Here is a 24,676-nt window from a genome sequence, read left to right as displayed (position 1 = left end):
AAGAGGTCTAACCAGTTAAGTGTAAACAAAATATTAAATATTTGTAAAACTCAAAGTTGAATAAAAAGTGATCTGAGTAGAGTTAAAATTCTAATTGTGAGAGGTTGGTGGCGATTATTTGGACGAATTGGCGATGACTGACTAATTAAGGTGGCAATCTTTGGGCTTAACTGTCGACACTATTTCATGTTTGTGGGTAAACTCAGGTAAAAGAGGGGAAAAACCTCAGCTCTCATATCGCGCACGCTAAGCTGCGTCATAAAAATAAGAGATAAGCCTTATGTACCAAGACCTAATCAAAAGTGAATTGAACGAAGCTGCTGACGTTCTTAACAAGTTTTTGAGTGATGATCATAATATTGCTCAAATTGAAGCAGCGGCAAAAATGATTGCTGACTCATTCAAACAGGAAGGTAAAGTGCTTTCTTGTGGTAACGGTGGCTCACACTGTGATGCAATGCACTTCGCAGAAGAGCTGACTGGCCGATACCGTGAAAACCGCCCAGGCTACGCTGGTATTGCGATTTCAGACCCTAGCCACTTATCTTGTGTGAGTAATGACTTCGGCTACGACCACGTATTTTCTCGTTATGTAGAAGCGGTTGGCCGTAAAGGCGATGTGCTATTCGGTCTATCAACGTCCGGTAACTCAGGCAACATCCTAAAGGCCATTGAAGCAGCTCAAGCGAAAGGCATGAAGACTATCGCTCTGACTGGTAAAGATGGCGGTAAAATGGCAGGTTGCGCGGACATTGAAATCCGTGTACCACATTTTGGTTACGCAGACCGTATTCAAGAGATTCACATTAAAATCATCCATATTGTGATTCAGCTTGTCGAAAAAGAGATGGAATAACAGTTTTACAGACATATAGAGCCTAGGTTTGTGGCTCTATTGGTTTTAATAGGGAGTAGATTAAACCATGTGTGAATTGCTCGGTATGAGCGCGAATGTGCCAACGGATATTTGTTTTAGCTTCACTGGTCTTATGCAGCGCGGTGGCAATACTGGCCCACATCGTGATGGTTGGGGGATTACCTTTTATGAGGGTAAAGGCTTTCGTACCTTTAAAGATCCTAACCCTAGCTGTGAATCTAAGATCGCTGAATTGGTTCAAAACTACCCAATTAAAAGCCAAGCTGTTGTCAGCCACATCCGTCAAGCCAACCGTGGTGGTGTTAATCTAGAGAATACACACCCTTTCACTCGTGAGCTTTGGGGACGATACTGGACCTTTGCTCACAATGGCCAACTATCAGATTACGATGACTTAGTGAGTGGGCGTTTTAGACCGGTTGGTGAGACTGACAGCGAACGTTCATTTTGTTGGTTACTTAAGCAACTGGAAGAGCGTTTTCCTGAACCACCACAAGACATGGAAGGCATGTTCCGCTTCGTTGCAGAGTGTTGCGACAAGCTACGAGAGAAAGGCGTTTTCAACATGTTGTTGAGCGATGGTGAGTACGTAATGACATACTGTACCAACCACTTGTACTGGATTACGAGACGCGCGCCTTTTGGTAACGCGAGCTTGATCGATGAAGACGTCGAGATTAACTTCCAAGAAGAAACCACACCGAATGATGTGGTGACGGTAGTGGCTACTCAACCTCTAACTGGTAATGAAGAGTGGTTTAGAATGAAGCCGGGTGAATACGCCTTGTTCCATTCAGGTGAATTGATTGGCAATAATCACAAAGAGCTGGAAGATGTCGCTTATGCTCCTAAAAAGGTCGCAAGCCAAGCGCCTACGGAACCATTAAGCTAAACGTCTCATTACTTGATTCGATAAAAAAGGCCGTTAACTGCACTTGTCAGTTAACGGCCTTTTTGTATTTTCGATACTACTCTTCTGCGTAACCGTGTTTGCTTAGCACTTTTCCGTCTAACACCGCTTGTCCATCAACCATAGATAAACGGTCTTCTGCGAACCACTTACAAACCATCGGATAGATTGCGTGCTCTTGAGTGAGTACTCGCCCCGCTAGCAGCTCGGCATCATCGTCCTCAAACACAGGAACTTTGGCTTGTAAGATAACAGGACCACCGTCGAGCTCTTCTGTTACAAAGTGCACACTTGTGCCGTGTTCTTTGTCTTTTGCATCAATTGCACGCTGGTGGGTATGTAAACCCGGGTATTTAGGCAGTAGAGAAGGGTGGATATTGACCATTTTCCCTGCGTAATGACGAACAAATTCTGAACTCAAAATACGCATATAGCCTGCCAGTACGATTAAGTCTGGTTGATAGGCGTCGATCTGAATCATCAGTTCATGATCAAACTCTTCACGCGAGCCGAAATCTTTTGGGTTCACTGAGCGTGCATCGACGCCAGCATTTTTTGCTCGTTCTAAGCCGAATGCTTCTGCCTTGTTTGAGAAGACAGCTTTGACTGAAGCATCAATCATATTGCTATCGCAAGCATCTAAGATCGCCTGCAAGTTACTGCCGCTTCCTGAAACTAACACAACGATATTTTTCTGAGACTGAGTGGTTTTCTGAGAGTGATTGTTTTTCATAAAGTGGGTCATATGATTGATTAATTGAACTGTTTACAATTTACCTACATAAACTAAGGTTTTCTGCGGGCCAAATAGCAAAATGAGGACCATTAGGTCCTCATTGATTAACTAAGTAAGTGAAGTGCTCACTTAGTTGATTTCAACTTGCTCTTCGCCAGCTTCAGCGTTCGCGATCTCACCGATAACCCAAGCGTTTTCGCCTTCAGCTTTCAGTAGTTCAACAGCAGCGGCTGCTTGGTCTTTAGGTAGAGCAACCACAAGGCCTACACCACAGTTGAAAGTGCGGTACATTTCAAATGTTTCCACGTTGCCTTTCTCTTGTAGCCAGTTGAAGATAGCAGGCCATTCCCAGCTCTTACCATCAATCACTGCTTTAGTACCTTCAGGAAGTACGCGTGGGATGTTTTCCCAGAAACCACCACCAGTGATGTGCGAGATAGCATGGATGTCATGCTCTGCGATCATCTTAAGTGCTGACTTGATGTAAATCTTAGTTGGTTCTAGTAGGTGTTCTCCGATAGTGCGACCTTCTAGCTCTTCGTTCTTATCTGCACCAGACACTTCCAGTACTTTACGAATTAGAGAGTAACCATTTGAGTGTGGGCCACTTGAGCCAACAGCGATAAGTGCGTCGCCAGCAGCTACTTTAGTACCGTCGATGATGTCAGCTTTTTCTACTACACCAACACAGAAGCCAGCAACATCGTAGTCGTCGCCTTCGTACATGCCTGGCATTTCAGCGGTTTCACCACCGATTAGTGCACAACCAGCTTGAATACAACCTTCAGCGATGCCAGAAACAACGTCTGCAGCTGTATCTACATCTAGCTTACCTGTTGCGTAGTAGTCTAGGAAGAATAGAGGCTCACCACCTTGAACGATTAGGTCGTTCACACACATTGCCACTAGGTCGATACCAATGGTGTCGTGTTTTTTCAGATCCAAAGCAAGGCGAAGTTTAGTACCAACACCATCAGTACCTGAAACAAGTACTGGTTCTTTGTATTTCGTTGGAAGTTCACATAGGGCGCCAAAGCCACCAATACCGCCCATTACTTCAGGGCGACGAGTGCGTTTTACTGCACCTTTAATACGGTCTACTAGTGCATTACCTGCGTCGATATCAACACCAGCGTCTTTGTAGCTTAGAGAAGAAGTATTACCACTCACGGGATAGTCCTCGAACTTAAGTTGGATGTGAAAACGGCGCTATTCTAACAGGGCTTGAATATGAAGAGCAAACGTTTGCGTGGTTTTTTTTATTAGAATAAAGATTCTGAAATAACCACAGAGTTCGTGTATAATCTACAGGTTTGTTTAAATATTGCCGGAGTTGGAAATGAAAGTTGTTGAAGTGAAACACCCGCTAGTAAAACATAAAATTGGCCTGATGCGTGAAGGTGAGATTAGCACTAAGCGTTTTCGTGAGCTAGCGACAGAAGTGGGTAGCCTTCTAACATACGAAGCGACATCAGACTTTGAAACTGAGCGTGTAACTATTAATGGTTGGGACGGCCCAGTTGAAGTTGACCAAATTAAAGGTAAGAAAGTAACAGTAGTGCCAATCCTACGTGCTGGTCTAGGCATGATGGACGGTGTTCTAGAGCACATCCCAAGTGCACGTATCAGCGTTGTTGGTATCTACCGTGACGAAGAAACACTTGAGCCAGTACCATACTTCAACAAGCTTGCATCTAACATCGATGAGCGTATTGCTCTAGTGGTAGACCCAATGCTTGCAACAGGTGGTTCTATGATCGCGACTATCGACCTAATGAAAGAGAAAGGTTGTAAGCACTTTAAGATTCTTGTGCTTGTAGCGGCTCCAGAAGGTATCGCGGCTCTAGAAAAAGCACACCCAGATGTTGAGCTTTACACTGCTGCAATCGATGAGAAGCTAAACGACAAGGGCTACATTGTTCCTGGTCTTGGCGATGCTGGTGATAAAATCTTCGGTACTAAGTAATTCGGTTTATAGGTTAAGTGGATTCGGCTGTTTCAAACTTCTGAATTGACTTAATTATCCGTGCTAATAAAAAAGGGAGAGCATTCGATGCTCTCCCTTTTTTGATCTTAAATTTTGTGGAATCTAACCAGGTTCAACCATTAGTCGATTTGAGCTTTGTCTACTACAGTGTTGTCGCCTAACTCTTCAGGAAGGACTAGGTTAAGTAGAATCGCCACGATACCGCACAAGCTTACGCCCTGTAGGCTGAAATCGCCGATGCCAAACGCCATACCACCAATACCGAATACTAGGGTAATACCAACAATTACAAGGTTACGTGATTTGTGCAGGTCAACGTTGTTTTTGATAAGCGTGTTCAAGCCGACTGTTGCAATAGAGCCAAACAGAAGAATCATGATGCCGCCCATTACCGGAACTGGAATAGTTTGTAGAAGCGCACCCAGTTTACCAACCAATGCAAGAACTATGGCTGTTACTGCAGCCCAAGTCATGATCACCGGGTTAAATGCTTTTGTTAGCATTACTGCGCCAGTTACTTCACTGTAGGTTGTGTTTGGCGGAGCGCCCAACATAGAAGCTGCAATGGTCGCTACACCGTCGCCTGTGATTGTGCGATGTAGGCCTGGTTTCTTAAGGTAGTCTTTACCCGTCACATTAGAAATCGCAAGCATGTCACCTACGTGTTCAACGGCAGGTGCAATCGCGACGAACACCATGAAGAAGATAGCGTTTATGTTGAACTCAGGCATAGTGAAGTTTGGTAGTGCTAACCAAGATGCTTGCGCTACGGGTGCAAAGTCGACTGCGCCATAGAATAGACTCGTAATGTAACCTGCGATAATCCCGCCAAAGATAGGTAATAGCTTTAGGAAACCCTTCGAGAATACGCTGATGATGACGGTAACTAGTAGTGAAACTGATGAGATCCAAAGTGCTGCGTCTGCATCGACCAGTTGAACGGCGCCATCGCCTGTCTTACCTAGCGCCATATTGACCGCAACTGGTGCCAAGCCCAAACCAATCACCATGATCACAGGGCCAACAACCACAGGCGGAAGTAGCTTATGGATGAAGCCAACGCCTCTCACTTTGATAAGGGCACCCATTAATACATACACAACACCTGCTGCCATTAGGCCACCCATAGTTGCGCCGATACCCCAAGTTTGGATACCAAACATGATAGGAGCAATGAATGCAAAAGAAGACGCTAAGAAGATTGGCACTGAACGGCGTGTAATAAGTTGGAATAAAAGGGTACCGATACCTGCGCCAAAGAGTGCAACGTTGGGATCAAGTCCTGTCAGTAGCGGCACGAGAACAAGCGCACCAAAAGCTACAAACAGCATTTGTGCACCTTGCAATGCATTTTTCATGATATGCCCTTAGATTGGTCGTTATATGAAAAGTGAAAAATAAAATTCGCGCGATTCTATCACTTAGCAATCGATTGCTACACAAAATAGATCAAATTTATTTATCATAGTGATGTTTTATATCGAATAAGGTCCGAAAATTCGGTTTATAAGTTAGCGCTTTATCATGGTCAGGTGATATTTTGTGGTTATTAAACACAGTGGGCGCTAACGACCTTGCCCCTTAATCCATAGTTGCTTATCATCAAGGCACAAGCTTTGAATATTAGGATCAATATGCGCTACATAGCATTGTTGTTGATGGGACTATTAGCCTTCCCGAGTTACGCCTTAACTAAAGTCGATATCTTTAGTGCTGAAGTTGCGATTAACGCCGAAGACAAACAACCAGAACAAGTGGCAAGAAATACCGGTATGGAGCAGGTATTGATACGTGCGACTGGCCAAACTGACGTTGCTTCAAATGAGACCATCCAAAAGGCGATGCGTAAGAGTGCGCAGTACATGTCTCAAATGAGTTTTGGTGAGCGCAATGACCAATCAACATTGCGCATGCGTTTTAATGGCGCTCAAATCCGTTCTCTACTGACTCAAGCGCAACTGCCGTACTGGCCTGAAACTCGCTCAAACATCTTGGTTTGGCTAGTGGAAGAAGACAGCTTCGATAAGAACATTGTGTGGGAGCACTCGAACTCACCACTTGCTGCTCAGATGCAAGCTAGTGCAAAAGATCGTGGTTTACCTCTGACTCTGCCTGTCGGTGACTTCGACGATATCACTGGTATCGCGACCTCAGATTTGTGGGGCAGCTTTGTTTCACCGATCAGTCGAGCAAGTCAACGCTACCCGGTAGATGCAGTGTTAGTGATTAAAGCTCAATCTTCAGGATTGCGTTGGACGCTGTACGACCAAAAACCAAGCCAATTGACTAGCGCGCCAACTGCACCAATCACAGGTTCAGTATCGGGTAACAGTGCAACGGCTTCTAAGAAGCTAGTTGACCAAATCAGTAACTACTACGCGGGTAAAAGCGCGGTGACGGTGGCGAGTGAGTCATCAGAGTCGATTCTAACTCAGTTTATTAGCCTTAATAATGCTCAAGACTTCTTCCAGTTAGAGAATGCACTTAAGCGTCTAAATTCGGTTGCTAGCCTAGATATTCTTAAGATTCAAAACAACGAAGTGACGTTCCGTATTCACTTGCTGTCGACTCAACAAGAGTTTGAGCAAGAAGTGGCAAGTATTCGCCAAGTTGTGAAGGTTGAAGAGTCTTACATCGAACCAGAAGTAAGCCCTGAATTTGAAACACAAGACAACACTATGTCTGTAGGCGATGATTCAACAGCTCCCGTTGATACTGAAGTAACAGCAACTGACGCAGATACTGATGTTCAAGTGATCAAAGGTAATGAAGTTGTTGGTGATGATACGCTAGCTGCCTCGGATGCTAACTCAGAAGATGCGGGTAGCGAAGCGCTAGAAGAGGTTACTCCTCAGCATGCGAAACCTAGCTTGGTGTATGAGTGGAACCGCAGTTAGGCAATTGCTGACATTCATCGTCTATACGAAAAGTAAGTAGACGAAGATAATTAAAGGAAAGCCCTGCTAGAGAAATCTGGCAGGGCTTTTTGTTTGTTCGCTAATTGTTTGAGCTAGCTGATTGGGTATGGTCGAATCCAATCTTATTGCTCGAACTTCGCCTTCTCTTTCTTTTCTACTTCAGAAAGGCGCTTAAGCTTGATGCCTAGCTCTTTAGCGCGGAAACGGGTAAATAAGATATTTCCGGCAAAGCCAATTGTGGTCAGCAGTAGCTCAACAGCGGCTAATAAGCGTTCACCACCATCTACGTATAGGATGGTTAATGCGTGCAGGAAGTAGAGCATTAAGATGAAGTTTGCCCAAGCATGCGTATAAGGCTTGCCGATTAAAATACCAGGTAATGGCAACAGTAACGGAACAGCCCAAACGATAGCGAGTGTGACATTGTCTAGGTGAGGATGCGGTGAAAGCGTCATCTGCCAAGCGACAACCCAACCTAACAGTAATAGGTTGCCTGCTAATGCTAGGTAGCGGAATAGCTTTGTCTTAGGAGACATCGCCTTCTCTGACATGTACATCATTGAGAGATTCCCTTCTGATTTTTCGCGATGCGCGCGAGGCGTTTGCCTAGGTTCTGCGCCAACTCAATTTCATCCTTGCTTAATGAAGCACTTTCGCCTGTGCTGCTTGCGCCATAGGGCGTACCACCGGTTTGAGTGGTATGCAATGCAGGCTCTGAGTAGGGGATACCTACCACTAACATTCCATGGTGAAGCAGTGGCAGTATCATGCTTTGCTGTGTTGTCTCTTGTCCACCATGCAGTGATGAAGAAGAGGTAAATACACAAGCTGGCTTATCGATAAGATCGCCATTGATCCACAATGATGTAGTGCTATCCCAAAAGTGCTTCATTGGCCCAGCCATGTTGCCGAACCAAACCGGACTGCCAAGCGCCAAGCCATCACAAGAACGGAGCTCTTGCAGCGTGGCGATTGGGTCTGTGGGTTGATAGCGAGAATCTGGCTGCTCTTCTACTGTGTACACGTCATTCACGGTTCTTAGCATGGCTTCACACTCAGGGATGGACTCCACTCCTCGTGCTATCTGCCTTGCGAGAGCTTGCGTGTTGCCGTGACGACTGTAATAGAGAACAAGAATGTTGATGCTCATAACCGCTTACAGAATCTCTAGCACTTGCTCAGGTGGACGACCAATCTTGGCTTTGTTATTAGCTACAACCACTGGGCGTTCAAACAGTTTTGGATTAGCAGCCATTGCAGAAAACAGTTCTTCGTCTGATACAGAAGCATCGCCAAGGTTCGCTTCTTTGTAGTCTGCCTCTTTGGTGCGCATCATTTCGCGAACGCTACTAAAACCTAGCTGAGTGAACAGTACTTTTAGCTGCTCAACAGTTAAAGGCGTGTCTAAGTACTTGATCACTTCAGGCTGTACACCGTTTGTTTCAAGCAGTTCAAGCGTTTGACGGCTCTTTGAGCAGCGTGGGTTATGATAAATCACGACAGACATGGTTCTTCCTCATTATTATTTTTAATTTAATTTTCAGGAGAGGCCAGCTAATTGGCCTCTTCACAGTATACGTTGAGCTTTGTGCTTTTGGGATTTCCGCGTATTACTCGGCTTATTGCAGTGCTAAGAAGCGCTCGCGCTGGATCATCAGTTGATCAATTCGAGCATCGTAGCGGGCTTGCTTCAAGCTACCGAGTTCTGCGATTTGACTTGCTTGCGTGTAGTACTGAATTGCTTTGTTCCAGTTGGCTTGCAATGCCAAAATTTCAGCTCGTGCGGCAAGGTCTTCATCACTGTTGCCAAGGCTAGTGTTCGCTTTTGAAAGCAGGTGCCAGCCGTTGGTGTCATTCGGATTGTCATGCGTATAACGTTGTAATACGCGAATAGCCTCTGCAAAGTCCTCTTTTTCAATCAAGGCATTTGCATAATTGATCGTGAGTACCGGGTTGTTTGGCTGACGAACCAAGGCAGACTTGAGCTCTTTAATTGCAAGATCAGGTTTTTTCTGTTCAATGTGAAGGTCGGAAATCGCATCTAGATAGAACAGGTTAGTCGGGTCACTGGTAATCAGCTTGGTTAGAATCGGTTCTGCTTTATCTAACTTTTTAGAGTCGAGATAAACCAGTGCTTGCCCATACTCTAACGATGGGACGATCTCTTTGGGTGCCTTTTTCAATTGGCGTGAGAACCAATCGAGCGACGCCTCATTATTGATGCCGGCATAGCGTGCCACGATACGAGCTCTTGCTAAGTGGTAATCTAGAGATGGCGCAAGCTTGAGAGGTGGATAGCTTCGAGCACGAGCACGAGAGTCCGTAATACGGTCTTCTGGCAATGGGTGAGTCAGCAACATTGGTGGTGGTGTGCTGGCATAGCGGTATTCATCAGCCAGGCGACCGAAGAAGCGTGGCATCGCATTCACGTCAAATCCAGCCTTTGCGAGTGTGTTGATACCAAAGCGGTCGGCTTCTTTCTCATTACTACGAGTGTAGTTAATTTGGCTTTGCATGTTACCCGCGGTGGTTGCCGTTAAGGCTGCAATACCGGCTTCAGGAGCCGCAATTGCCAACAACACAGACGCGGCAAGCGCTGCAATAGTCGCAGGGGAACGGCGAGCTTGATCTTCCATACTACGCGCTAAGTGGCGCTGAGTAACGTGTGCGATTTCGTGCGCTAATACAGACGCAAGTTCACTTTCTGACTGTGCGTGCAGGAATAGACCTGAGTGCAAAGCAACATAACCACCAAAGAAAGCAAAAGCGTTGATGTTGCGGTCACGGATCATAAAGAACTGAAAAGGTGTCTTTACGTCATTGGCATTCGCCACAAGGCGATGGCCAAGTGTGTCTATATAAAGGTTTAGAACCGGATCATTGATGACAGGTTGGCTGCTTCTGATGATGCGCATGTAGGCATCACCATAGATGAGTTCTTGATCGATAGTGAGCGTGCCGCCAGCCGCCGTGCCGATGTCCGGTAAATCCAAGCTGTTGGTATTAGCCAACGTTGGGGTGCTTAATGTGGCTGCGATGCATAAGCAAGCAATTGAACGAGCGCGTTTAAACATATTAGTCAGTAATACTCCGTTTCTTCTGACAGTAAGACAAGGGCAATGCAAATTGGTTCTTTATCTGGTTTAACCTTTGTTAAGTGCGTGCGCTATCCTGAAGGAAGATGAATCAATGATGGCACGTTTTCAAAAACAGATTACAATATGCCCCTTATAATAAGCATCGAGCCCAAGAATGACACCTAATATTCTAGATTTACGCCAAGAGCGCTGCCCAATGGCGTTATTATTAGCCAAGCGTCACAGTGTAAAGTTAGAAGTAGGGCAATCTTTGTCAATTTATGTATTAGATAACAGTTCGATGAAAGATATTGTTACTTTTTTGTCTAAGCAAGCTTATGTTGTCATGACAGAGGTTTGTTCTAATTACCACCATCTCCTCGTCACTAAAAAGGAATCGCAGTCAGATGCTTGAAATGGTCAGTCGTTGGTATAAACGACGTTTCTCTGATCCACACGCTGTCAGTTTGGTTGCCATCATTCTATTCGGCTTTATTACTATCTACTTCTTTGGTCACCTGATCGCACCGCTGTTGGTGGCGATTGTGTTGGCTTATTTGCTTGAGTGGCCAGTGACTCAACTTCAACGACTCGGTGTTCCAAGAACGCCATCGGTGATGTTGGTGATCTTGATGTTCTTTAGCTTAATGCTACTAGCGATATTCGGATTAGTGCCAACCATTTGGGAGCAAGTGGGTAACCTGATCAATGACATTCCTAGCATGTACGGTAGCTTGCAGAAGTTCATTGCAACGATTCCAGAGCGTTACCCAGAGCTTGCTAACCTGCAGATCGTTGAGTCTGTGATGTCTAACGCGAAGAACAAGGCGTTGGGCATGGGTGAGAGTGTGGTGAAAGGCTCATTGGCGTCTCTGGTTAGCTTAGCGACGCTAGGTGTTTATCTGATCTTAGTACCATTGCTTATTTTCTTCTTACTGAAAGATAAAGAAGAGATGATCAGAATGGCAAGTGGTGTGCTTCCTCGAAACCGTCGCTTGGCGACTAAAGTATGGGAAGAGATGAACGAACAAATCTCGAACTACATCCGCGGTAAGGTGCTAGAAATTTTAATCGTAGGTGGCGTCAGTTACGTAACTTTCGCGATTTTAGACCTTCGCTATTCCGTATTATTAGCGGTTGCTGTCGGTTTCTCGGTATTGATTCCATACATTGGTGCAGCGGCGGTAACCGTACCAGTTGCCATTGTTGGTTTGTTCCAGTGGGGGCTTGAGCCTCAATTCTACTGGCTGCTATTGGCTTATGGCATCATTCAAGCCCTAGATGGTAACGTGTTAGTACCTGTACTGTTTTCTGAAGCAGTGAATCTGCACCCTGTTGCGATTATTGTGGCGGTATTAGTGTTTGGTGGACTTTGGGGGTTCTGGGGCGTGTTCTTCGCGATTCCACTAGCGACCTTAGTGAAGGCAGTTTGGAATGCCTTACCGAGCCATGCATTAGATGATGACCCGGTGCATCATCAGTAATGAAAAATGAATGACAAAAAAGGCGGCTATCGATGATAGTCGCCTTTTTAATTTGTCTTGATTAGTAGTGAGTCTAGTTAGCTCACCTCAACAGGCATTAAGCTTCTTGGTTGAAGTACTGTAGAACCACTTCATGGTGAGTCTTAGTCTTGAACTTGTTGAAGACGTGTTCAATCTGACCTTCTTCGTCAATTAGGAAGCTAATACGGTGTAGGCCATCGTAAACCTTACCCATGAACTTCTTCTCGCCCCAAACACCGAACTGCTCAGCAACACTGTGGTCTTCGTCAGATAGTAGTGTGAAGTTTAGAGATTTCTTCTCAATGAAGTTCGGTAGGCGTTTCACTGGGTCGATGCTAACACCCAGAACAACCACGTTCAGTGCATCTAGCTCAGCTTTGATGTCACGCAGACCTTCTGCTTGAACGATACAACCCGGAGTCATTGCTTTTGGGTAGAAGTAGAAAAGTACTTTTTTACCTTTGAAGTCACCAAGAGATACGATATTGCCATCTTGATCTGGAAGAGAAAAAGCAGGTGCTGGAACACCAGCCGTTAGCGTATTCATGATATTTCCTTTTTAAAGACTGTTTTTAATAAAGTTGAGCGAGCCTTGGACTGATAGGCTCTGACACAGCGAGTTGAATTCTTCTTGTAGCTGCATCAAATTACATTCTGACTGCACAGAAGCGGTAATGGAGATATGGAATTGGTCGTTGTCGAGCTGGACCTTAGACTTATTGATCGTTTGTGCGCTCAGCGAGTCGAGGCCGATGTCTCGGTCTGCAAAGAACTGTGTGAACTGCTCGGTTAGGCCGAGTTTGTCATCTGACTCAACGAACACTTCTAACGTGTAGGAGTTCTCTACTATATCGTGCGGAGAGGTTCGCTTCATAATCGTAATCAAGTCGTGCTCTTGGCCAAGCAAGGGCAGGGTGGTTTCAACACGGGTGATGTTGTTTGCTTTACCAGACAGTAGCATGATAAGCGTAAATTCTTCGCCAAATAGGGCGATACGGCTATCAATAATGTTACAGCCTGATTGAGTGACCAAGTGAACTACTTGGTTACATACACCTGGGCGATCTGTGCCCACAGCTGTGATTACTAGATGTTGAGTCATAAAATCACGTCTCTATATATTCCATTGATTCATGCATGTTAGCACAGTTAGCTGGAGGAATAAGCGTGCGAGCGGGGCTTTTTATGACTCATCTTGCGTCTAACTGGCAACAAATGATAAGAATATCTAAAACGCGGAAACGCAACTTTGTCGAGTGGCTGCACAGCTTACCTGATACTGACATCGACGGGTTTCCTATCCGTTAGATTGAGCTTAGGTTACCCAAATTATTGGCTGAACGGCGTTATAAGCCGTTTAACCTCAAACATACGACAATATTTCATACCGATGTTGCCGCTAAGCCACTTTAATGTCTTGTGTTTATTGATTGGCTTACAGTAACATGCAAAAAGAATAAATTAAGGGAGATAGACATGTTTTCAGGAAGTATCGTTGCGCTAGTTACGCCATTTAACGCAGATGGCGAAGTGGATTTCGACAGCCTTAAAAAGTTAGTTGAGCACCATGTTGCTGCAGGTAGTGATGGTCTGGTTGCGGTTGGCACAACAGGTGAGTCTTCAACACTCACAATTGAAGAGCATGTCAAAGTCGTCAATAAGATCGTTGAATTTGCTGATGGTCGTATCCCAGTTATCGCAGGTACAGGCGCTAATGCTACGCACGAGTCAGTGCTATTCAGTCGTTTATTGAACGGTTCTGGTATTGCGGGTTGCCTGAGCGTAACGCCTTACTACAACAAACCGACTCAAGAAGGTTTGTACCAACACTACAAAGCGATTGCTGAAGTAAGTGACGTTCCTCAAATCCTATACAATGTACCGGGTCGTACTGCTGTAGACCTATTACCAGAGACAGTTGCTCGCCTTTCTGAGATCGAAAACATTGTTGCACTTAAAGATGCGACGGGTGATCTCGACAGAATTGCAATTCACCGTGAACTTTGTGGCGAAGATTTTATCTTACTAAGTGGTGATGACTTAACAGGTCTAGAATTTGTTAAGCGTGGTGGCGATGGTGTGATTTCTGTAACGAATAACGTTGCAGCGGCGGATATGGCTACTATGTTCAAACTTGCGAAAGAAGGTAAGTTTGAAGAAGCAGAAGCGATCAATGAGCGTTTGATGCCTCTACATAAGAATTTGTTCGTTGAGTCTAACCCTATTCCCGTAAAATGGGCGGTTCATAAAATGGGTCTGATTGCTGAAGGTGGCTTACGCCTGCCTCTGACTGAACTGTCAGAACCAGCTCAACCTGTTGTTGCTCAAGCAATGACTGAAGCGTGTATTTACTAAAAACGTATGAAGTGATGCCGAAGCGAACCTTCGGCATTTAGGAGTATAAATGAAGTATTCTCACCAGCTAGTGATTGGGTCACTGGCTGTTTTCGTTCTTACAGCATGTTCTGGCAGCCCGACTCAACGTCGTCAAGCCAAAGATGATTTCGAATACTTAGAAACACCTGAGTTTTCACAATGGCAGTTGCCTGAAGATGCTCAGCCTCAGTTCTACCCAAATTATGACATCCCAAGCGGTGACTTCACTGGTGGTGTAGGCCCTGCCGTGGATATTCGTCCACCACAGCAGGTTCTTGAATTGATCCCTGGTGCTCGTGCGGAGCGTCAAAACGGTGAAGTAACGTTATGGCTGCTTCGTGCTGAAGAAGCAGACCGTGTATGGCAAACGGCTGTCGACATGTTAGCTCAACGTGGTATTGGTATTCGTGAACAGTCTGAGAACGAGATTGAGACCGATTGGGTTACTTGGGTTTCTGAAGACGAAGACGTAGAGATTGGCAGCCGCTACTCTATCTCTCGTTTCCAAGCGAACAACCGTCATGGCTTCAAGATTAATCTTATTGATTGGCGTGAAGGCAACGAAGAGAAGCCAGTAACGGCAACCAACAAAGAACGTTACAACGCTTTCCTAACCAACTTAGTGATGGCTAAGTACGATGAAAACCTTCGTGCTGAAGCGGCACTGAAAGCACAAGAGCTAGTGAAGCGCATTCCTATCTCGATGGGCTCTGACCGCAGTGGTTTCCCTGTGATTATTGCTCGTACGCCATACAACGTATTCTGGCAGCGTCTGCCGACCTTGTTGCCGGCGATGGGCTTTGAGCTTGAAGAGCGTAACCAATCTCAGGGTACGGTTAAAGCTAAGTACGCAGCGCCAGATGATGAGTTCTGGGAAGAGGTTGGTTTACAGCCTGTTGATCTAGCGCCAGGTACATACAACTTCCTATTTGGTGACCTTGGTAACCGTACGTCAATTAACGTGACGGACGCATCAGGTAAGCCAGTAGAAGAAGAGCTACTTAAGTCACTGGTTCCTGTTCTAGCACACGTTGCAGACCAAACCAAAGATGACAAAGCGGCGAAAGCTGAGTAAGCAAAGCTTAATAGACTAAAGGGCCTCGGAAAATAGGCCCCTTTAGTTCAGGCAATGTTTCAGTGTAAACAAATAAAAAGAGGACACATTGCTGTCCTCTTTTTTGTGTTCGTTTGACCGTAAGATTAGCTACCTTTGGTCTCTTTCGATTGAGCTTTCTCTTGGTTCTGCTTATCTAGCCGATTGAGCTTGTCCAAGTCGCTCTCTCGTTTGCTACGGCTTGTTTTTCCGAGATCCATATTAGCGGTCTGTTTTAGAGCTGCGATGTTACCTACCACAACGCTAACCACGATGATGATGATAACCCAAGGGTTTGTAAGCCACTCTAACATAAGCGCTCCTAATGGCTGATGTTTGCTACGAAGCGCGCATAGATATCGTCTAGCTGCTCCATAATAATCTCATACCCTAATACTGGCTTAGATTTGAGCTGCTTGCCAAGTAAAGTCGGGGATAACTGTGATAAACACAGCTCTGAAACGTTACGATGGCTAATATGCCAAGGTTCTATCGCCACACCACCAAGATCTTGGCTATACGGGAAAAAGAACCCAAATTGTGCAGCATTCGCAGAGAGCCATTGATAAAACGCTTGCTGGTGGCCGGTAAGGTATTCCCATGGCTCTAGTTGCAGCTGTTCACCTTCCGGAAGATGGTTACGAGCAAACACATCGAAGTCACAACCCCAGTGATGTCTACTCGCTCCAGGAAGCGCAGACCACCTCAGAATCGCCGACAGCTTTTGATGTTCAGTGAGTGTTGAAGCATCAAGTGGTTGGCTATTTGAATTTAAGATCGGGACTTCACCAGAAAACTTACGGTTCCAAATCAGAGATTGCCTGTCATAGTCTCGAAAGCCACTGGCGATCTCCATTTTAAAGCCAGCAAGCTGAGCAGCCTCAATCAAACTGTTTAGGTCATCGATAACGTCACTGTGTACCAAGAAGGTCTTAGTACCAATTAGTGTCGGTGCCAGATGAGAATCTGATTGTCCGGTAAGCTGCTCTGGTGTCATAACGCGTCTCTAATGTTTGGAAGTGATACTTCGCTAGGAAAGATCTATTTAGCGAACAAGTTCACCAACGTTCTTTCGTACATGTCGGTTAGCTTCTCTAAGTCTGCTACTTTCACGCATTCGTTAACTTTGTGAATGGTCGCGTTAACTGGGCCTAGTTCAACCACCTGTCCACCCATACGGGCAATGAAGCGACCATCAGACGTACCGCCGGTTGTCAGCAGTGCTGGCTTAACATCATTAACGTGACCAACAGCATCAACAATCGCATCGAGCAGTGAGCCTGCGTCTGTTAGGAACGGGTCACCATTGAAGGTCCACTTAAGATCGTATTCGAAATCGTATTTATCGAGCGTTGTTGTCACGCGCTCAACGATAACGTCATTGCTTAACTCTGTGCTAAAACGCAGGTTAAACTGAACATTAAACTCACCTGGAATCACGTTTGATGCGCCAGTACCAGCACTCACATTCGGGATCTGGAAACTGGTTGGTGGGAAGTAGTCATTACCTTGGTCCCATTCCGTCGTCGCTAGCTCGTGAATTGCCAGCAGAGAGCTATGTACAGGGTTATTCGCTAGGTGAGGGTAGGCAACGTGACCTTGCGTACCTTTAATCGTTAGATCGCCAGTGATAGAGCCACGGCGGCCGTTCTTCACCACATCGCCAACAAACTCAGTACTTGACGGTTCACCAACAATACACATGTCGATGTTCTCACCGCGTGCCATCAGAGCTTCAACAACACGTACTGTACCGTTGATGAAAGGGCCTTCTTCATCAGAGGTGATAAGGAAGCCAATTGAGCCTGAATGGTTTGGATATTTCTCAATGAATTGCTCAACAGCAACAATCATTGAAGCTAGAGAACCTTTCATATCTGCCGCACCACGACCGTGTAAGTAGCCATCAACAATGGTTGGCTCAAATGGCTTGGTGTTCCATTGTTCGATTGGACCGGCTGGTACCACGTCTGTGTGGCCTGCAAAAGCAAACAGAGGTGCTTCAGTACCTCGGCGAGCCCAGAAGTTCGTCGTATCCTCAAATACCATTACTTCGATTTCAAAACCGAGTGCTTTTAAGCGATTAATCATCAGTTCTTGGCAGCCCGCATCTTCAGGGGTTACCGATTGACGGCTAATGAGGTCTTTTGCCAGAGCCAAAGTTGGGCTATCTGTCATCCTTGAATTCCTTGTTTAAATAAAACGTCGAGTCATTAATTTCAGGCGTTGAACAGAGCACGCTCAACGCCTTGTTATCTGTTTTTATATTGCTTATTACGCAAATTGCTGATTACGCAAAAATAGCCGCGTACTGGTCAGCTTTAAAGCCGATGTGAAGTTTACCATCGACTTTCAAAATAGGGCGTTTGATCATCGCTGGCTGTTCAACAAGCAGAGTGATTGCCGTTTGTTCTGTTAACGTGTCTTTTTGCTCTTGAGAAAGCTGACGATAAGTCGTGCCACGTTTGTTTAGTACTAGCTCCCAGCCAAGCTCTGAACAGAAGCTTGTTACCAACTCTTCAGTGATGCCTTGTTTGCGATAATCGTGAAATTCGAACTCGATACCTTCAGCTTCGAGCCATTTCTTTGCTTTTTTAATCGTGTCGCAATTTGGGATACCAAACATTGTGATAGTCATTATTCTTCCTCTGGGTGATTTTCTTTCATTGTTATGAGTTGAATCCTATCAGGAAGCGGCAATTCAGACAAAATAGAGTGAGGAATATTTCATTGAGCGAAAAAAAACAGTAAGAAAATGTCACTATTGGAGACTTATTGATCAGCCTCAACATGTTGTCAGCGAAAAAAGAAATAATTGAGTTGCACATATATAGGAGGTGTCAATGGAGTTGAGTCCTGTTTTTGCAAGGCGGCTATATTTAGCATTGTTAGTTGAAAGCCTTGATAGGCCAAATGTGCCTAAACTCATCGAAAAAACGGGTTGGCCTCGTCGTACTATTCAAGATGTACTCAAGGCGTTACCGGGGATCGGTATCGAACTTATGTTTGTTCAAGATGGGCGACGTCATAATGATGGCTATTACCAGTTATCCGACTGGGGACCATTTGACAGTCAGTGGGTTCTCGAACGAAAAGGCGATATAGCAACAAGCCTTGGATTTAGTGCATAAGCCAGCGAAAGCTGGCTTTCTTTTTGGGGGCGGCTAAAAGAGAGGCTAACTACTTACAAAGATAAGCGGTACCAAGCATGGTAACTGAAGTGGAAAAATCTTGAGGTAGGGTAAAGATGACCGTATCTGCACCAAGCTGGATCGCGTTGGTTTTAAGCTCATTCATCGCACCCTGAATCAAGGTATCATTCGGGTAAAACAGGTAGCTGTACCAATGGCCTTCGCTACCAGTGACTTCCCCTTTATACTCACACTGGTCGATATTAATGATGCCGTGATAATCCATTCTCACACTGTCGGCCTCATCATGAGGTACTGAAGTGGGTGTGGTGCATCCCAACAGCATGCTACTCACTGCTAGTGCCATCCATTCCTTTTTCATAAGTTTGTCCTGTTATTGCATCAAGTAAATCGCAAAACCTACCCAGCTCGCGATTAATAGTATCCATGGCAATTTACTTGAGTGATTTGATGTCGCTTCAACACTCGATGTTGCATTGTGCTCTTGTTCTATAGCCGCTTGTTGAGTTTGCTTTTCTTTTTGTACGCGTTTCTTTGCTTTATCTGCTTGGCGGTTGCGTTCTTTCTGTTGTTTCTTGTAAAGCGCGATGCCTTTCTCAATACCCTGAGCAATCAATTTGGTTTGTTCTTTGGTTTGAGCTGGCCTTTGAGTCGCTTTGGCTATCTTCAGTGCCTCTTGTTGAGATTCAACAGACGGTGTATTAGCTTTCTTTTTCATACTGAGTTCGATAATTAAAACGTATTAACCAATAAGATAACGTAAACCTAACTAAGTATGAATGGTTTGCGTTAAAGTGTTGGTTTGAAAACAAGTGAAAGTGAGATTTGTGCGGTACTCCATAGAACAATACGACAAGCACGGCTTCTTAAAGGCACCAATCTTATTATGGTTAGGTTGGCTGTTTCTTGCGAAAGCTCTCGTCGTTTTCATCGTTGCAGGTGCAAGTAGAGAGTCGGGAACCGATATTCTCGAGATCATCTATCCGGATCATCACATGTTTTATGTTGGGATTGCCTTGAGTGTCCCTAGCTTGTTACTGATGTGGTTATTTGGGCTAAGATCTCCAGAGAGAAAGCGCCTCAATAAAGTGGTGTCATGGGGACGTTGGGTGACGATGGCTGCTATTTTAGCGCAGGGGTCCCATACGATTTATTTAATCTATTTGGATAACGGTTGGTTCCGTTGGTCAAATGGTCTGACTCTATTGTTGCTGCTGTGGTTAGCACTTTATCTGACCAATAGCCATGCAGCACGGGATTGCTTTAAAGTGGTTGAGCACGAAGACTGATTCTCATCAAAACATTTGTCCCATTCACAATTATACTTAGAAGCTAAAACTGGAAGGAATAATCTATGCTTAATGTCTCAAATGAGCAGCCTAACGTTCAAAGTGCTATTTTGCCTGAAGCTGGGCCTTTCGCTCTTTACGTTCAATTAAAAGTGAATGCTAACACTGCTAATGTACTAGCAGAAATCCAAAAGATTCCAGCGCTAATCGAAGAACTAAACCAAACTCAACCAGATGCGAACCTGACGGCTTCAGTTGCGTTCTCTAAGGCGTTTTGGGACAAGTTCGAGCAAGCAGCTCCTACTGATTTGATTGACTTCCCTGCGCTTGGCGAAGGCGATGTTACCGCACCTAGCACGCCAGCTGATGTGTTGATCCATTGCCATTCAAACCGACACGATCTGCACTTTTTCATCTTACGTAAATTGCTATCTGAAGTAGCGGCAGACGTTGAAGTGGTTGATGAAACTTACGGTTACCGCTTCCTAGATTCTCGTGATATGACGGATTTCGTCGACGGTACTGAAAACCCGAAAGACGCACAACGCGCAGAAGTGGCTATTGTTCCTGAAGGCGAATTTGCCGGTGGTAGCTACGTGATGGTGCAGCGTTTTGTTCATAACCTTCCAGCTTGGAATCGACTGAACGTATCGGCGCAAGAAAAAGTGGTTGGTCGTACTAAGCCTGACTCTATCGAGCTAGATGATGTTCCAGCGGCTTCTCACGTTGGTCGTGTAGATATTAAAGAAGAGGGCAAGGGCCTTAAGATTGTTCGTCACAGCCTACCTTACGGCACAGCAACGGGCGACCATGGTTTACTGTTCATTGCTTACTGTAACGTTCGTCATAACTTTGATGCGATGTTAGAGAGTATGTACGGCGTAACCGATGGCAAAACAGACCAACTGCTTCGCTTTACTAAGGCAGTGACAGGTGCTTACTACTTTGCTCCTTCAACTGAGATGTTGAGCGCACTAACGATTAAATAAGTCGTCTCAATAACAATAAACAAAGGGAGCCTCAAGGCTCCTTTTTTATTAAAGCTTTATCTGAATTGGTCGATATAAAAGCAATCGTGAGTGTAATTCATCTTTTTGTACGTGAAGGTCTATGGCTATAACTGTTAATACCAATGTCTCAGCGCTGGTAGCTCAGAGGAACCTCTCTAATGCCAATAACATGCTGAACCAATCTCTGGAGCGTTTGGCTTCAGGGAGTCGTATTAATAGTGCCAAAGACGACGCTGCAGGCCTTCAAATCTCAAATCGTTTAGAAGCGCAGATGAGTGGTATTGATGTCGCTGTTCGCAATGCGAATGATGGTATATCCATTATGCAAACTGCCGAAGGCGCGATGAACGAAACCACTAATATCATGCAACGTATGCGTGACCTGTCACTGCAAGCGAGTAATGGTTCGAACAGTCACTCGGAAAGAGCGGCCATTCAAGAAGAGATTACCGCATTAAACGATGAACTAAATCGTATCGCAGAGACGACGTCATTTGGGGGCAAGAAACTCCTCAATGGTAGCTTTGGTAGTACGTCGTTTCAGATCGGTGGCAGCTCAGGCGAGGCGGTTCAAATTGGCCTCAAAAGCATGCGCACTGATGACATCAACATGGGCGGTTTTAGCTATGTCGCGAATGGCATGGCCAATGACTCGTGGGCAGTGAAATCAAACCAGAATGATATGACGATGTCGTTTACCGATCGTTTTGGTCAGCTTCAAGAGATCACCATTAATGCAAAAGTTGGCGACGACATTGAAGAGTTGGCGACCTACATCAATGGTCAAACGGATCTGGTCTCAGCTTCGGTTAATGATGATGGACAGCTTCAGATTTACATGTCTGGTGAGGATACCTCTGGCACCATCTCTTTCTCTGGTTCACTTGCTAGTGAGCTGTCGATGTCTGCGGGTTACTATGAGTCGGTGAATGACATCAATGTTACTGATGTGGGTGGGGCGCAGCGTGCCGTCTCTATTTTGGATACCGCGATGAAGTATGTGGATAGCCATCGCTCTGAACTAGGTGCGATGCAAAACCGCTTTGACCACGCCATTAACAACCTTGAAAACGTTCATGAAAACTTGGCGACTTCAAACAGTCGAATCAAAGATACCGATTACGCTAAAGAAACCACTCAAATGCTGAAACAGCAAATTCTTCAGCAAGTGAGCACCACCATTCTGGCTCAAGCGAAGCAAGCGCCAAACCTTGCTTTAACCTTATTAGGTTAATAAAAACACAAAACCTCACTCGACTGACTTCTCAACAACTTTAGCGTTTTTCTTATCTTTTTTTGATAATTTTACTACCAGTCACGCTTTCCTATCCTTTATCGCTATTTCTTTAATTTTCTTGTTTTTTTTCTAAAGGTTTCATCAATTGCGCCGTTATTAAAAGTAACTTTGAGAGAACTACTTGGTTTTCCGAGACGTCGGAAACCGCAATACCGGAAAATCAATTGGAGAAATCACCATGGCAGTGAATGTAAATACCAACGTTTCAGCGATGACAGCGCAACGTTACCTAAACAACGCAAATAGCGCACAACAAACATCAATGGAGCGTCTAGCTTCTGGCTCTAAAATCAACAGCGCAAAAGACGACGCGGCGGGCCTACAAATCTCTAACCGTTTGAACGTTCAAAGCCGCGGCCTAGACGTTGCTGTTCGTAATGCGAACGACGGTATCTCTATTGCACAAACCGCTGAAGGTGCAATGAACGAGACAACCAATATCCTGCAACGTATGCGTGATCTTTCTCTACAATCTTCAAACGGCTCAAACTCAAAAGCTGAGCGTGTAGCGATTCAAGAAGAAGTAACAGCACTGAACGACGAGCTAAACCGTATTGCGGAAACGACGTCTTTTGGTGGTAACAAGCTACTTAACGGTACTTACGGTACACAATCATTCCAAATCGGTGCGGATAACGGCGAAGCGGTAATGCTGAACCTGAAAGATATGCGCTCTGATAACGCTCAGATGGGTGGTAAGAGCTACCAAACTGAGAACGCAAAAGACAAAGACTGGAACGTACAAGCGGGTTCAAACGACCTGAAACTATCGTTCACAGATAACTTTGGTCAAGCTCAAGAGATCGACATCAGCGCAAAAGCGGGCGACGACATCGAAGAGCTAGCGACTTACATCAACGGTCAACAAGACTCTGTTAAAGCGTCTGTAACTGAAGATGGCAAGCTACAAATGTTCGCGGGCAACAACAAAGTAAGCGGCGATGTGTCTTTCTCTGGTGGTCTTGCTGGTGAGCTAGGCATTCAAGCATCTAAAGAAGTGACGGTTGATACTATCGACGTAACGTCTGTTGGCGGTGCACAAGAGTCTGTAGCAATCATCGATGCGGCACTTAAGTATGTAGATAGCCACCGTGCAGAGCTGGGTGCTTTCCAAAACCGTTTCGACCATGCAATCAGCAACTTAGACAACATTAACGAGAACGTTAACGCATCTAAGAGCCGTATTAAAGATACCGACTTCGCGAAAGAAACGACTCAGATGACTAAGTCTCAGATCCTTTCTCAAGCTTCAAGTTCGATTCTTGCTCAAGCGAAACAAGCGCCAAACTCGGCACTTAGCCTACTAGGTTAATCGATTAAAAAGCCACGTTGACTATAAGTGTTGTCGAGACAAAGCGTTAACGTAAGGCCTCCACAAATTAGCTCGTGGTGAGAGATGAGCGCTAAACAAACCCAGCTTCGGCTGGGTTTTTGCTTTTCTGCGAATGGCCAAAATGTGTAGGGAACTGAGTAAGGTACGGGTGACAAGCGAGATTCCCTATCACGGTCGTCCCTCCCTGTAGGGAATGACGTTGGTGGGGGAGTGGAGACTCTATAGCTAGCTGAATAGGAGAGAGCGGTTGAGCAAATAATCACTCAGGCTTAAACCATTGCTTTTCATCACCATTCCAGAACCGAGTAAAATGAGTATAAGGAATCTTTATTACAGGAAACTCTTCTTTTGAAACGAGTCTTATCGTCGAAGATAAAAGGAGCTTATAAGTAAATCAGGTCAATCGAACTTCCGTCATCCCAGAATCGAGTCGAGCGAGATATCAGGGATCTATATTCGTGAAAGGATGCTGCAAAAGAGGAGGGGGTACTAACTCAGAAGGACAAAGTAATTTGCACCTGACATGCAAATACAGCAGGCACAAAAAACGCCACCCTTAGGTAGCGTTTTTATTAAAGCAGATAAGTAATCGAGATTACTTAGTTACTTTAAGAACTGGAGTTTCACCAACAGTTACAGAACCAGAAAGCTTGTTCAGCTCTTTGATTTCGTCCATGTTAGAGATAACAACTGGAGTAAGCGTAGATTTCGCTTTCTCTTCTAGAAGCGCTAGGTCGAAAGTGATGATAGTGTCACCAGCTTTAACAGATTGACCTTCTTCAGCTACGCGAGTGAAGCCTTCGCCTTTAAGTTCAACAGTATCGATACCGAAGTGAACGAAAAGCTCAACACCGTCGTCAGACTCGATAGAGAATGCGTGGTTAGTTTCGAAGATCTTACCGATAGTACCGTTAACTGGAGCTACCATTTTGTCGCCAGCTGGTTTGATCGCGATGCCGTCACCAACGATTTTCTCAGCGAAAACTACATCTGGCACATCTTCGATGTTTACGATTTCACCAGAAAGAGGTGCGATGATTTCGATTGCACCAGCATCAGCGCTGTCATCAGATACAAGCTTTTTCAGTTTGTCAAACAGACCCATTGTGTCATGCT

29 protein-coding genes are annotated in these 24,676 nt (G+C 45.1%); 13 read left to right on the top strand and 16 right to left on the bottom strand.

Going from position 1 to position 24,676, the window contains the following annotated elements; genetic code table 11:
- Positions 1-280 precede the first annotated feature (280 nt).
- Together lpcA and L1D55_RS09295 are read left to right on the top strand one after the other, a co-directional pair.
- Entirely contained in the window at positions 281-856 is a 576-nt protein-coding gene (gene lpcA / locus L1D55_RS09300; protein ID WP_004738621.1) for a D-sedoheptulose 7-phosphate isomerase, read from the top strand.
- Between the two features lie 67 nt (positions 857-923).
- Positions 924-1,769: a class II glutamine amidotransferase gene (locus tag L1D55_RS09295; RefSeq protein WP_063524584.1), complete on the top strand. Its 846-nt coding sequence runs from the start codon at positions 924-926 to the stop codon at positions 1,767-1,769.
- A 76-nt stretch (positions 1,770-1,845) separates the two neighbouring features.
- Here the strand turns inward: L1D55_RS09295 and purN are convergent, their stop codons facing one another.
- Complete coding sequence (purN, locus tag L1D55_RS09290) at positions 1,846-2,520, bottom strand: phosphoribosylglycinamide formyltransferase (protein WP_239917231.1); 675 nt, start codon at positions 2,518-2,520, stop codon at positions 1,846-1,848.
- Between the two features lie 132 nt (positions 2,521-2,652).
- Positions 2,653-3,693: a phosphoribosylformylglycinamidine cyclo-ligase gene (gene purM / locus L1D55_RS09285; RefSeq protein WP_239917230.1), complete on the bottom strand. Its 1,041-nt coding sequence runs from the start codon at positions 3,691-3,693 to the stop codon at positions 2,653-2,655.
- 169 nt (positions 3,694-3,862) lie between these two features.
- On the opposite strand from purM, the gene upp reads away from it, so the two are divergent.
- On the top strand, positions 3,863-4,489 hold the full coding sequence (upp, locus tag L1D55_RS09280) for a uracil phosphoribosyltransferase (RefSeq protein WP_004738627.1): 627 nt from the start codon (positions 3,863-3,865) through the stop codon (positions 4,487-4,489).
- 140 nt (positions 4,490-4,629) lie between these two features.
- Here upp and L1D55_RS09275 read toward each other — a convergent pair whose 3' ends face one another.
- The gene (locus L1D55_RS09275; RefSeq protein WP_008222947.1) at positions 4,630-5,868 is read right to left on the bottom strand and encodes a uracil-xanthine permease family protein; all 1,239 of its coding nucleotides are present in this window, start codon (positions 5,866-5,868) and stop codon (positions 4,630-4,632) included.
- 276 nt (positions 5,869-6,144) lie between these two features.
- Here L1D55_RS09275 and L1D55_RS09270 point away from each other — a divergent pair, with 276 nt between their 5' ends.
- Positions 6,145-7,407, top strand: coding sequence for a DUF2066 domain-containing protein (locus L1D55_RS09270; protein ID WP_239917229.1), 1,263 nt, complete (start codon positions 6,145-6,147; stop codon positions 7,405-7,407).
- Positions 7,408-7,550: 143 nt separating this feature from the next.
- Here the strand turns inward: L1D55_RS09270 and L1D55_RS09265 are convergent, their stop codons facing one another.
- The 4 genes from L1D55_RS09265 to L1D55_RS09250 form a co-directional block, all read right to left on the bottom strand.
- Positions 7,551-7,988, bottom strand: coding sequence for a DUF2069 domain-containing protein (locus L1D55_RS09265; protein WP_137407886.1), 438 nt, complete (start codon positions 7,986-7,988; stop codon positions 7,551-7,553).
- The gene (gene wrbA, locus L1D55_RS09260; protein WP_239917228.1) at positions 7,985-8,578 is read right to left on the bottom strand and encodes an NAD(P)H:quinone oxidoreductase; all 594 of its coding nucleotides are present in this window, start codon (positions 8,576-8,578) and stop codon (positions 7,985-7,987) included. The genes L1D55_RS09265 and wrbA overlap by 4 nt, the downstream gene beginning before the upstream one ends.
- A gap of 6 nt (positions 8,579-8,584) precedes the next feature.
- The gene (gene arsC, locus L1D55_RS09255) at positions 8,585-8,935 is read right to left on the bottom strand and encodes an arsenate reductase (glutaredoxin) (protein ID WP_239917227.1); all 351 of its coding nucleotides are present in this window, start codon (positions 8,933-8,935) and stop codon (positions 8,585-8,587) included.
- A 112-nt stretch (positions 8,936-9,047) separates the two neighbouring features.
- Positions 9,048-10,502, bottom strand: coding sequence for a M48 family metallopeptidase (locus L1D55_RS09250; RefSeq protein WP_128159706.1), 1,455 nt, complete (start codon positions 10,500-10,502; stop codon positions 9,048-9,050).
- A 178-nt stretch (positions 10,503-10,680) separates the two neighbouring features.
- On the opposite strand from L1D55_RS09250, the gene L1D55_RS09245 reads away from it, so the two are divergent.
- On the top strand, positions 10,681-10,920 hold the full coding sequence (locus L1D55_RS09245; protein WP_239917226.1) for a sulfurtransferase TusA family protein: 240 nt from the start codon (positions 10,681-10,683) through the stop codon (positions 10,918-10,920).
- The gene (locus L1D55_RS09240) at positions 10,913-11,989 is read left to right on the top strand and encodes an AI-2E family transporter (protein ID WP_061032628.1); all 1,077 of its coding nucleotides are present in this window, start codon (positions 10,913-10,915) and stop codon (positions 11,987-11,989) included. Before L1D55_RS09245 ends, L1D55_RS09240 begins: the two co-directional genes overlap by 8 nt.
- Before the next feature lie 97 nt (positions 11,990-12,086).
- On the opposite strand, the gene bcp is transcribed toward L1D55_RS09240, so the two are convergent.
- Both bcp and L1D55_RS09230 read right to left on the bottom strand, forming a co-directional pair.
- Positions 12,087-12,557: a thioredoxin-dependent thiol peroxidase gene (bcp, locus tag L1D55_RS09235; protein WP_239917225.1), complete on the bottom strand. Its 471-nt coding sequence runs from the start codon at positions 12,555-12,557 to the stop codon at positions 12,087-12,089.
- Between the two features lie 12 nt (positions 12,558-12,569).
- A complete protein-coding gene (locus tag L1D55_RS09230; RefSeq protein WP_102423678.1) occupies positions 12,570-13,112 on the bottom strand; it encodes a glycine cleavage system protein R in 543 nt (180 codons plus the stop codon).
- Between the two features lie 374 nt (positions 13,113-13,486).
- On the opposite strand from L1D55_RS09230, the gene dapA reads away from it, so the two are divergent.
- Positions 13,487-14,365: a 4-hydroxy-tetrahydrodipicolinate synthase gene (gene dapA / locus L1D55_RS09225; RefSeq protein ID WP_004741658.1), complete on the top strand. Its 879-nt coding sequence runs from the start codon at positions 13,487-13,489 to the stop codon at positions 14,363-14,365.
- Between the two features lie 49 nt (positions 14,366-14,414).
- A complete protein-coding gene (gene bamC, locus L1D55_RS09220; RefSeq protein WP_239917224.1) occupies positions 14,415-15,461 on the top strand; it encodes an outer membrane protein assembly factor BamC in 1,047 nt (348 codons plus the stop codon).
- A 125-nt stretch (positions 15,462-15,586) separates the two neighbouring features.
- Here the strand turns inward: bamC and L1D55_RS09215 are convergent, their stop codons facing one another.
- From L1D55_RS09215 to L1D55_RS09200, 4 genes are all read right to left on the bottom strand, one after another.
- On the bottom strand, positions 15,587-15,793 hold the full coding sequence (locus L1D55_RS09215; RefSeq protein WP_105025406.1) for a DUF2897 family protein: 207 nt from the start codon (positions 15,791-15,793) through the stop codon (positions 15,587-15,589).
- An 8-nt stretch (positions 15,794-15,801) separates the two neighbouring features.
- Positions 15,802-16,476, bottom strand: coding sequence for a M15 family metallopeptidase (locus L1D55_RS09210; protein WP_239917223.1), 675 nt, complete (start codon positions 16,474-16,476; stop codon positions 15,802-15,804).
- A 44-nt stretch (positions 16,477-16,520) separates the two neighbouring features.
- Positions 16,521-17,657: a succinyl-diaminopimelate desuccinylase gene (gene dapE / locus L1D55_RS09205; RefSeq protein ID WP_239917222.1), complete on the bottom strand. Its 1,137-nt coding sequence runs from the start codon at positions 17,655-17,657 to the stop codon at positions 16,521-16,523.
- A 112-nt stretch (positions 17,658-17,769) separates the two neighbouring features.
- Positions 17,770-18,117, bottom strand: a complete 348-nt coding sequence (locus L1D55_RS09200) for an ArsC family reductase (protein WP_004741664.1) — start codon at positions 18,115-18,117, stop codon at positions 17,770-17,772.
- A 205-nt stretch (positions 18,118-18,322) separates the two neighbouring features.
- Here L1D55_RS09200 and L1D55_RS09195 point away from each other — a divergent pair, with 205 nt between their 5' ends.
- Positions 18,323-18,610, top strand: coding sequence for a helix-turn-helix domain-containing protein (locus L1D55_RS09195; protein ID WP_004741665.1), 288 nt, complete (start codon positions 18,323-18,325; stop codon positions 18,608-18,610).
- Between the two features lie 49 nt (positions 18,611-18,659).
- Here L1D55_RS09195 and L1D55_RS09190 read toward each other — a convergent pair whose 3' ends face one another.
- Positions 18,660-18,992 carry a DUF4156 domain-containing protein gene (locus L1D55_RS09190; protein ID WP_128159720.1) on the bottom strand — a complete coding sequence of 111 codons (333 nt, stop codon included), beginning with the start codon at positions 18,990-18,992 and terminating at the stop codon, positions 18,660-18,662.
- Between the two features lie 12 nt (positions 18,993-19,004).
- Positions 19,005-19,349: a DUF2956 domain-containing protein gene (locus L1D55_RS09185; protein WP_239917221.1), complete on the bottom strand. Its 345-nt coding sequence runs from the start codon at positions 19,347-19,349 to the stop codon at positions 19,005-19,007.
- Between the two features lie 109 nt (positions 19,350-19,458).
- On the opposite strand from L1D55_RS09185, the gene L1D55_RS09180 reads away from it, so the two are divergent.
- The 4 genes from L1D55_RS09180 to L1D55_RS09165 all read left to right on the top strand — a co-directional run bounded on the left by L1D55_RS09180 (position 19,459) and on the right by L1D55_RS09165 (position 23,539).
- Positions 19,459-19,920: a DUF2919 domain-containing protein gene (locus L1D55_RS09180; protein WP_004741668.1), complete on the top strand. Its 462-nt coding sequence runs from the start codon at positions 19,459-19,461 to the stop codon at positions 19,918-19,920.
- Positions 19,921-19,985: 65 nt separating this feature from the next.
- Positions 19,986-20,909, top strand: a complete 924-nt coding sequence (locus L1D55_RS09175) for a Dyp-type peroxidase (protein WP_128159724.1) — start codon at positions 19,986-19,988, stop codon at positions 20,907-20,909.
- Between the two features lie 121 nt (positions 20,910-21,030).
- A complete protein-coding gene (locus tag L1D55_RS09170; RefSeq protein ID WP_239917220.1) occupies positions 21,031-22,164 on the top strand; it encodes a flagellin in 1,134 nt (377 codons plus the stop codon).
- 241 nt (positions 22,165-22,405) lie between these two features.
- Positions 22,406-23,539 (top strand): flagellin, encoded by a 1,134-nt coding sequence (locus L1D55_RS09165; RefSeq protein WP_008222983.1) that lies wholly within the window; start codon positions 22,406-22,408, stop codon positions 23,537-23,539.
- A gap of 616 nt (positions 23,540-24,155) precedes the next feature.
- Here L1D55_RS09165 and crr read toward each other — a convergent pair.
- Entirely contained in the window at positions 24,156-24,665 is a 510-nt protein-coding gene (gene crr, locus L1D55_RS09160) for a PTS glucose transporter subunit IIA (RefSeq protein WP_004737851.1), read from the bottom strand.
- Between the last annotated feature and the right edge of the window lie 11 nt (positions 24,666-24,676).

Source organism: Vibrio sp. Isolate22, assembly GCF_022398115.1.
Lineage (GTDB): Bacteria > Pseudomonadota > Gammaproteobacteria > Enterobacterales > Vibrionaceae > Vibrio.
This window is presented reverse-complemented; position numbering and strand designations above follow the sequence as displayed.

What these genes read in the sequence shown, in the direction of transcription:
- lpcA (WP_004738621.1), top strand. Translation starts at nt 281, where the DNA reads ATGTACCAAGACCTAATCAAAAGTGAATTGAACGAAGCTGCTGACGTT.
- L1D55_RS09295 (WP_063524584.1), top strand. Translation starts at nt 924, where the DNA reads ATGTGTGAATTGCTCGGTATGAGCGCGAATGTGCCAACGGATATTTGT.
- purN (WP_239917231.1), bottom strand. Translation starts at nt 2,520, where the DNA reads ATGAAAAACAATCACTCTCAGAAAACCACTCAGTCTCAGAAAAATATC.
- upp (WP_004738627.1), top strand. Translation starts at nt 3,863, where the DNA reads ATGAAAGTTGTTGAAGTGAAACACCCGCTAGTAAAACATAAAATTGGC.
- L1D55_RS09275 (WP_008222947.1), bottom strand. Translation starts at nt 5,868, where the DNA reads ATGAAAAATGCATTGCAAGGTGCACAAATGCTGTTTGTAGCTTTTGGT.
- L1D55_RS09270 (WP_239917229.1), top strand. Translation starts at nt 6,145, where the DNA reads ATGCGCTACATAGCATTGTTGTTGATGGGACTATTAGCCTTCCCGAGT.
- L1D55_RS09265 (WP_137407886.1), bottom strand. Translation starts at nt 7,988, where the DNA reads ATGATGTACATGTCAGAGAAGGCGATGTCTCCTAAGACAAAGCTATTC.
- wrbA (WP_239917228.1), bottom strand. Translation starts at nt 8,578, where the DNA reads ATGAGCATCAACATTCTTGTTCTCTATTACAGTCGTCACGGCAACACG.
- arsC (WP_239917227.1), bottom strand. Translation starts at nt 8,935, where the DNA reads ATGTCTGTCGTGATTTATCATAACCCACGCTGCTCAAAGAGCCGTCAA.
- L1D55_RS09250 (WP_128159706.1), bottom strand. Translation starts at nt 10,502, where the DNA reads ATGTTTAAACGCGCTCGTTCAATTGCTTGCTTATGCATCGCAGCCACA.
- L1D55_RS09245 (WP_239917226.1), top strand. Translation starts at nt 10,681, where the DNA reads ATGACACCTAATATTCTAGATTTACGCCAAGAGCGCTGCCCAATGGCG.
- L1D55_RS09240 (WP_061032628.1), top strand. Translation starts at nt 10,913, where the DNA reads ATGCTTGAAATGGTCAGTCGTTGGTATAAACGACGTTTCTCTGATCCA.
- bcp (WP_239917225.1), bottom strand. Translation starts at nt 12,557, where the DNA reads ATGAATACGCTAACGGCTGGTGTTCCAGCACCTGCTTTTTCTCTTCCA.
- L1D55_RS09230 (WP_102423678.1), bottom strand. Translation starts at nt 13,112, where the DNA reads ATGACTCAACATCTAGTAATCACAGCTGTGGGCACAGATCGCCCAGGT.
- dapA (WP_004741658.1), top strand. Translation starts at nt 13,487, where the DNA reads ATGTTTTCAGGAAGTATCGTTGCGCTAGTTACGCCATTTAACGCAGAT.
- bamC (WP_239917224.1), top strand. Translation starts at nt 14,415, where the DNA reads ATGAAGTATTCTCACCAGCTAGTGATTGGGTCACTGGCTGTTTTCGTT.
- L1D55_RS09215 (WP_105025406.1), bottom strand. Translation starts at nt 15,793, where the DNA reads ATGTTAGAGTGGCTTACAAACCCTTGGGTTATCATCATCATCGTGGTT.
- L1D55_RS09210 (WP_239917223.1), bottom strand. Translation starts at nt 16,476, where the DNA reads ATGACACCAGAGCAGCTTACCGGACAATCAGATTCTCATCTGGCACCG.
- dapE (WP_239917222.1), bottom strand. Translation starts at nt 17,657, where the DNA reads ATGACAGATAGCCCAACTTTGGCTCTGGCAAAAGACCTCATTAGCCGT.
- L1D55_RS09200 (WP_004741664.1), bottom strand. Translation starts at nt 18,117, where the DNA reads ATGACTATCACAATGTTTGGTATCCCAAATTGCGACACGATTAAAAAA.
- L1D55_RS09195 (WP_004741665.1), top strand. Translation starts at nt 18,323, where the DNA reads ATGGAGTTGAGTCCTGTTTTTGCAAGGCGGCTATATTTAGCATTGTTA.
- L1D55_RS09190 (WP_128159720.1), bottom strand. Translation starts at nt 18,992, where the DNA reads ATGAAAAAGGAATGGATGGCACTAGCAGTGAGTAGCATGCTGTTGGGA.
- L1D55_RS09185 (WP_239917221.1), bottom strand. Translation starts at nt 19,349, where the DNA reads ATGAAAAAGAAAGCTAATACACCGTCTGTTGAATCTCAACAAGAGGCA.
- L1D55_RS09175 (WP_128159724.1), top strand. Translation starts at nt 19,986, where the DNA reads ATGCTTAATGTCTCAAATGAGCAGCCTAACGTTCAAAGTGCTATTTTG.
- L1D55_RS09170 (WP_239917220.1), top strand. Translation starts at nt 21,031, where the DNA reads ATGGCTATAACTGTTAATACCAATGTCTCAGCGCTGGTAGCTCAGAGG.
- L1D55_RS09165 (WP_008222983.1), top strand. Translation starts at nt 22,406, where the DNA reads ATGGCAGTGAATGTAAATACCAACGTTTCAGCGATGACAGCGCAACGT.
- crr (WP_004737851.1), bottom strand. Translation starts at nt 24,665, where the DNA reads ATGGGTCTGTTTGACAAACTGAAAAAGCTTGTATCTGATGACAGCGCT.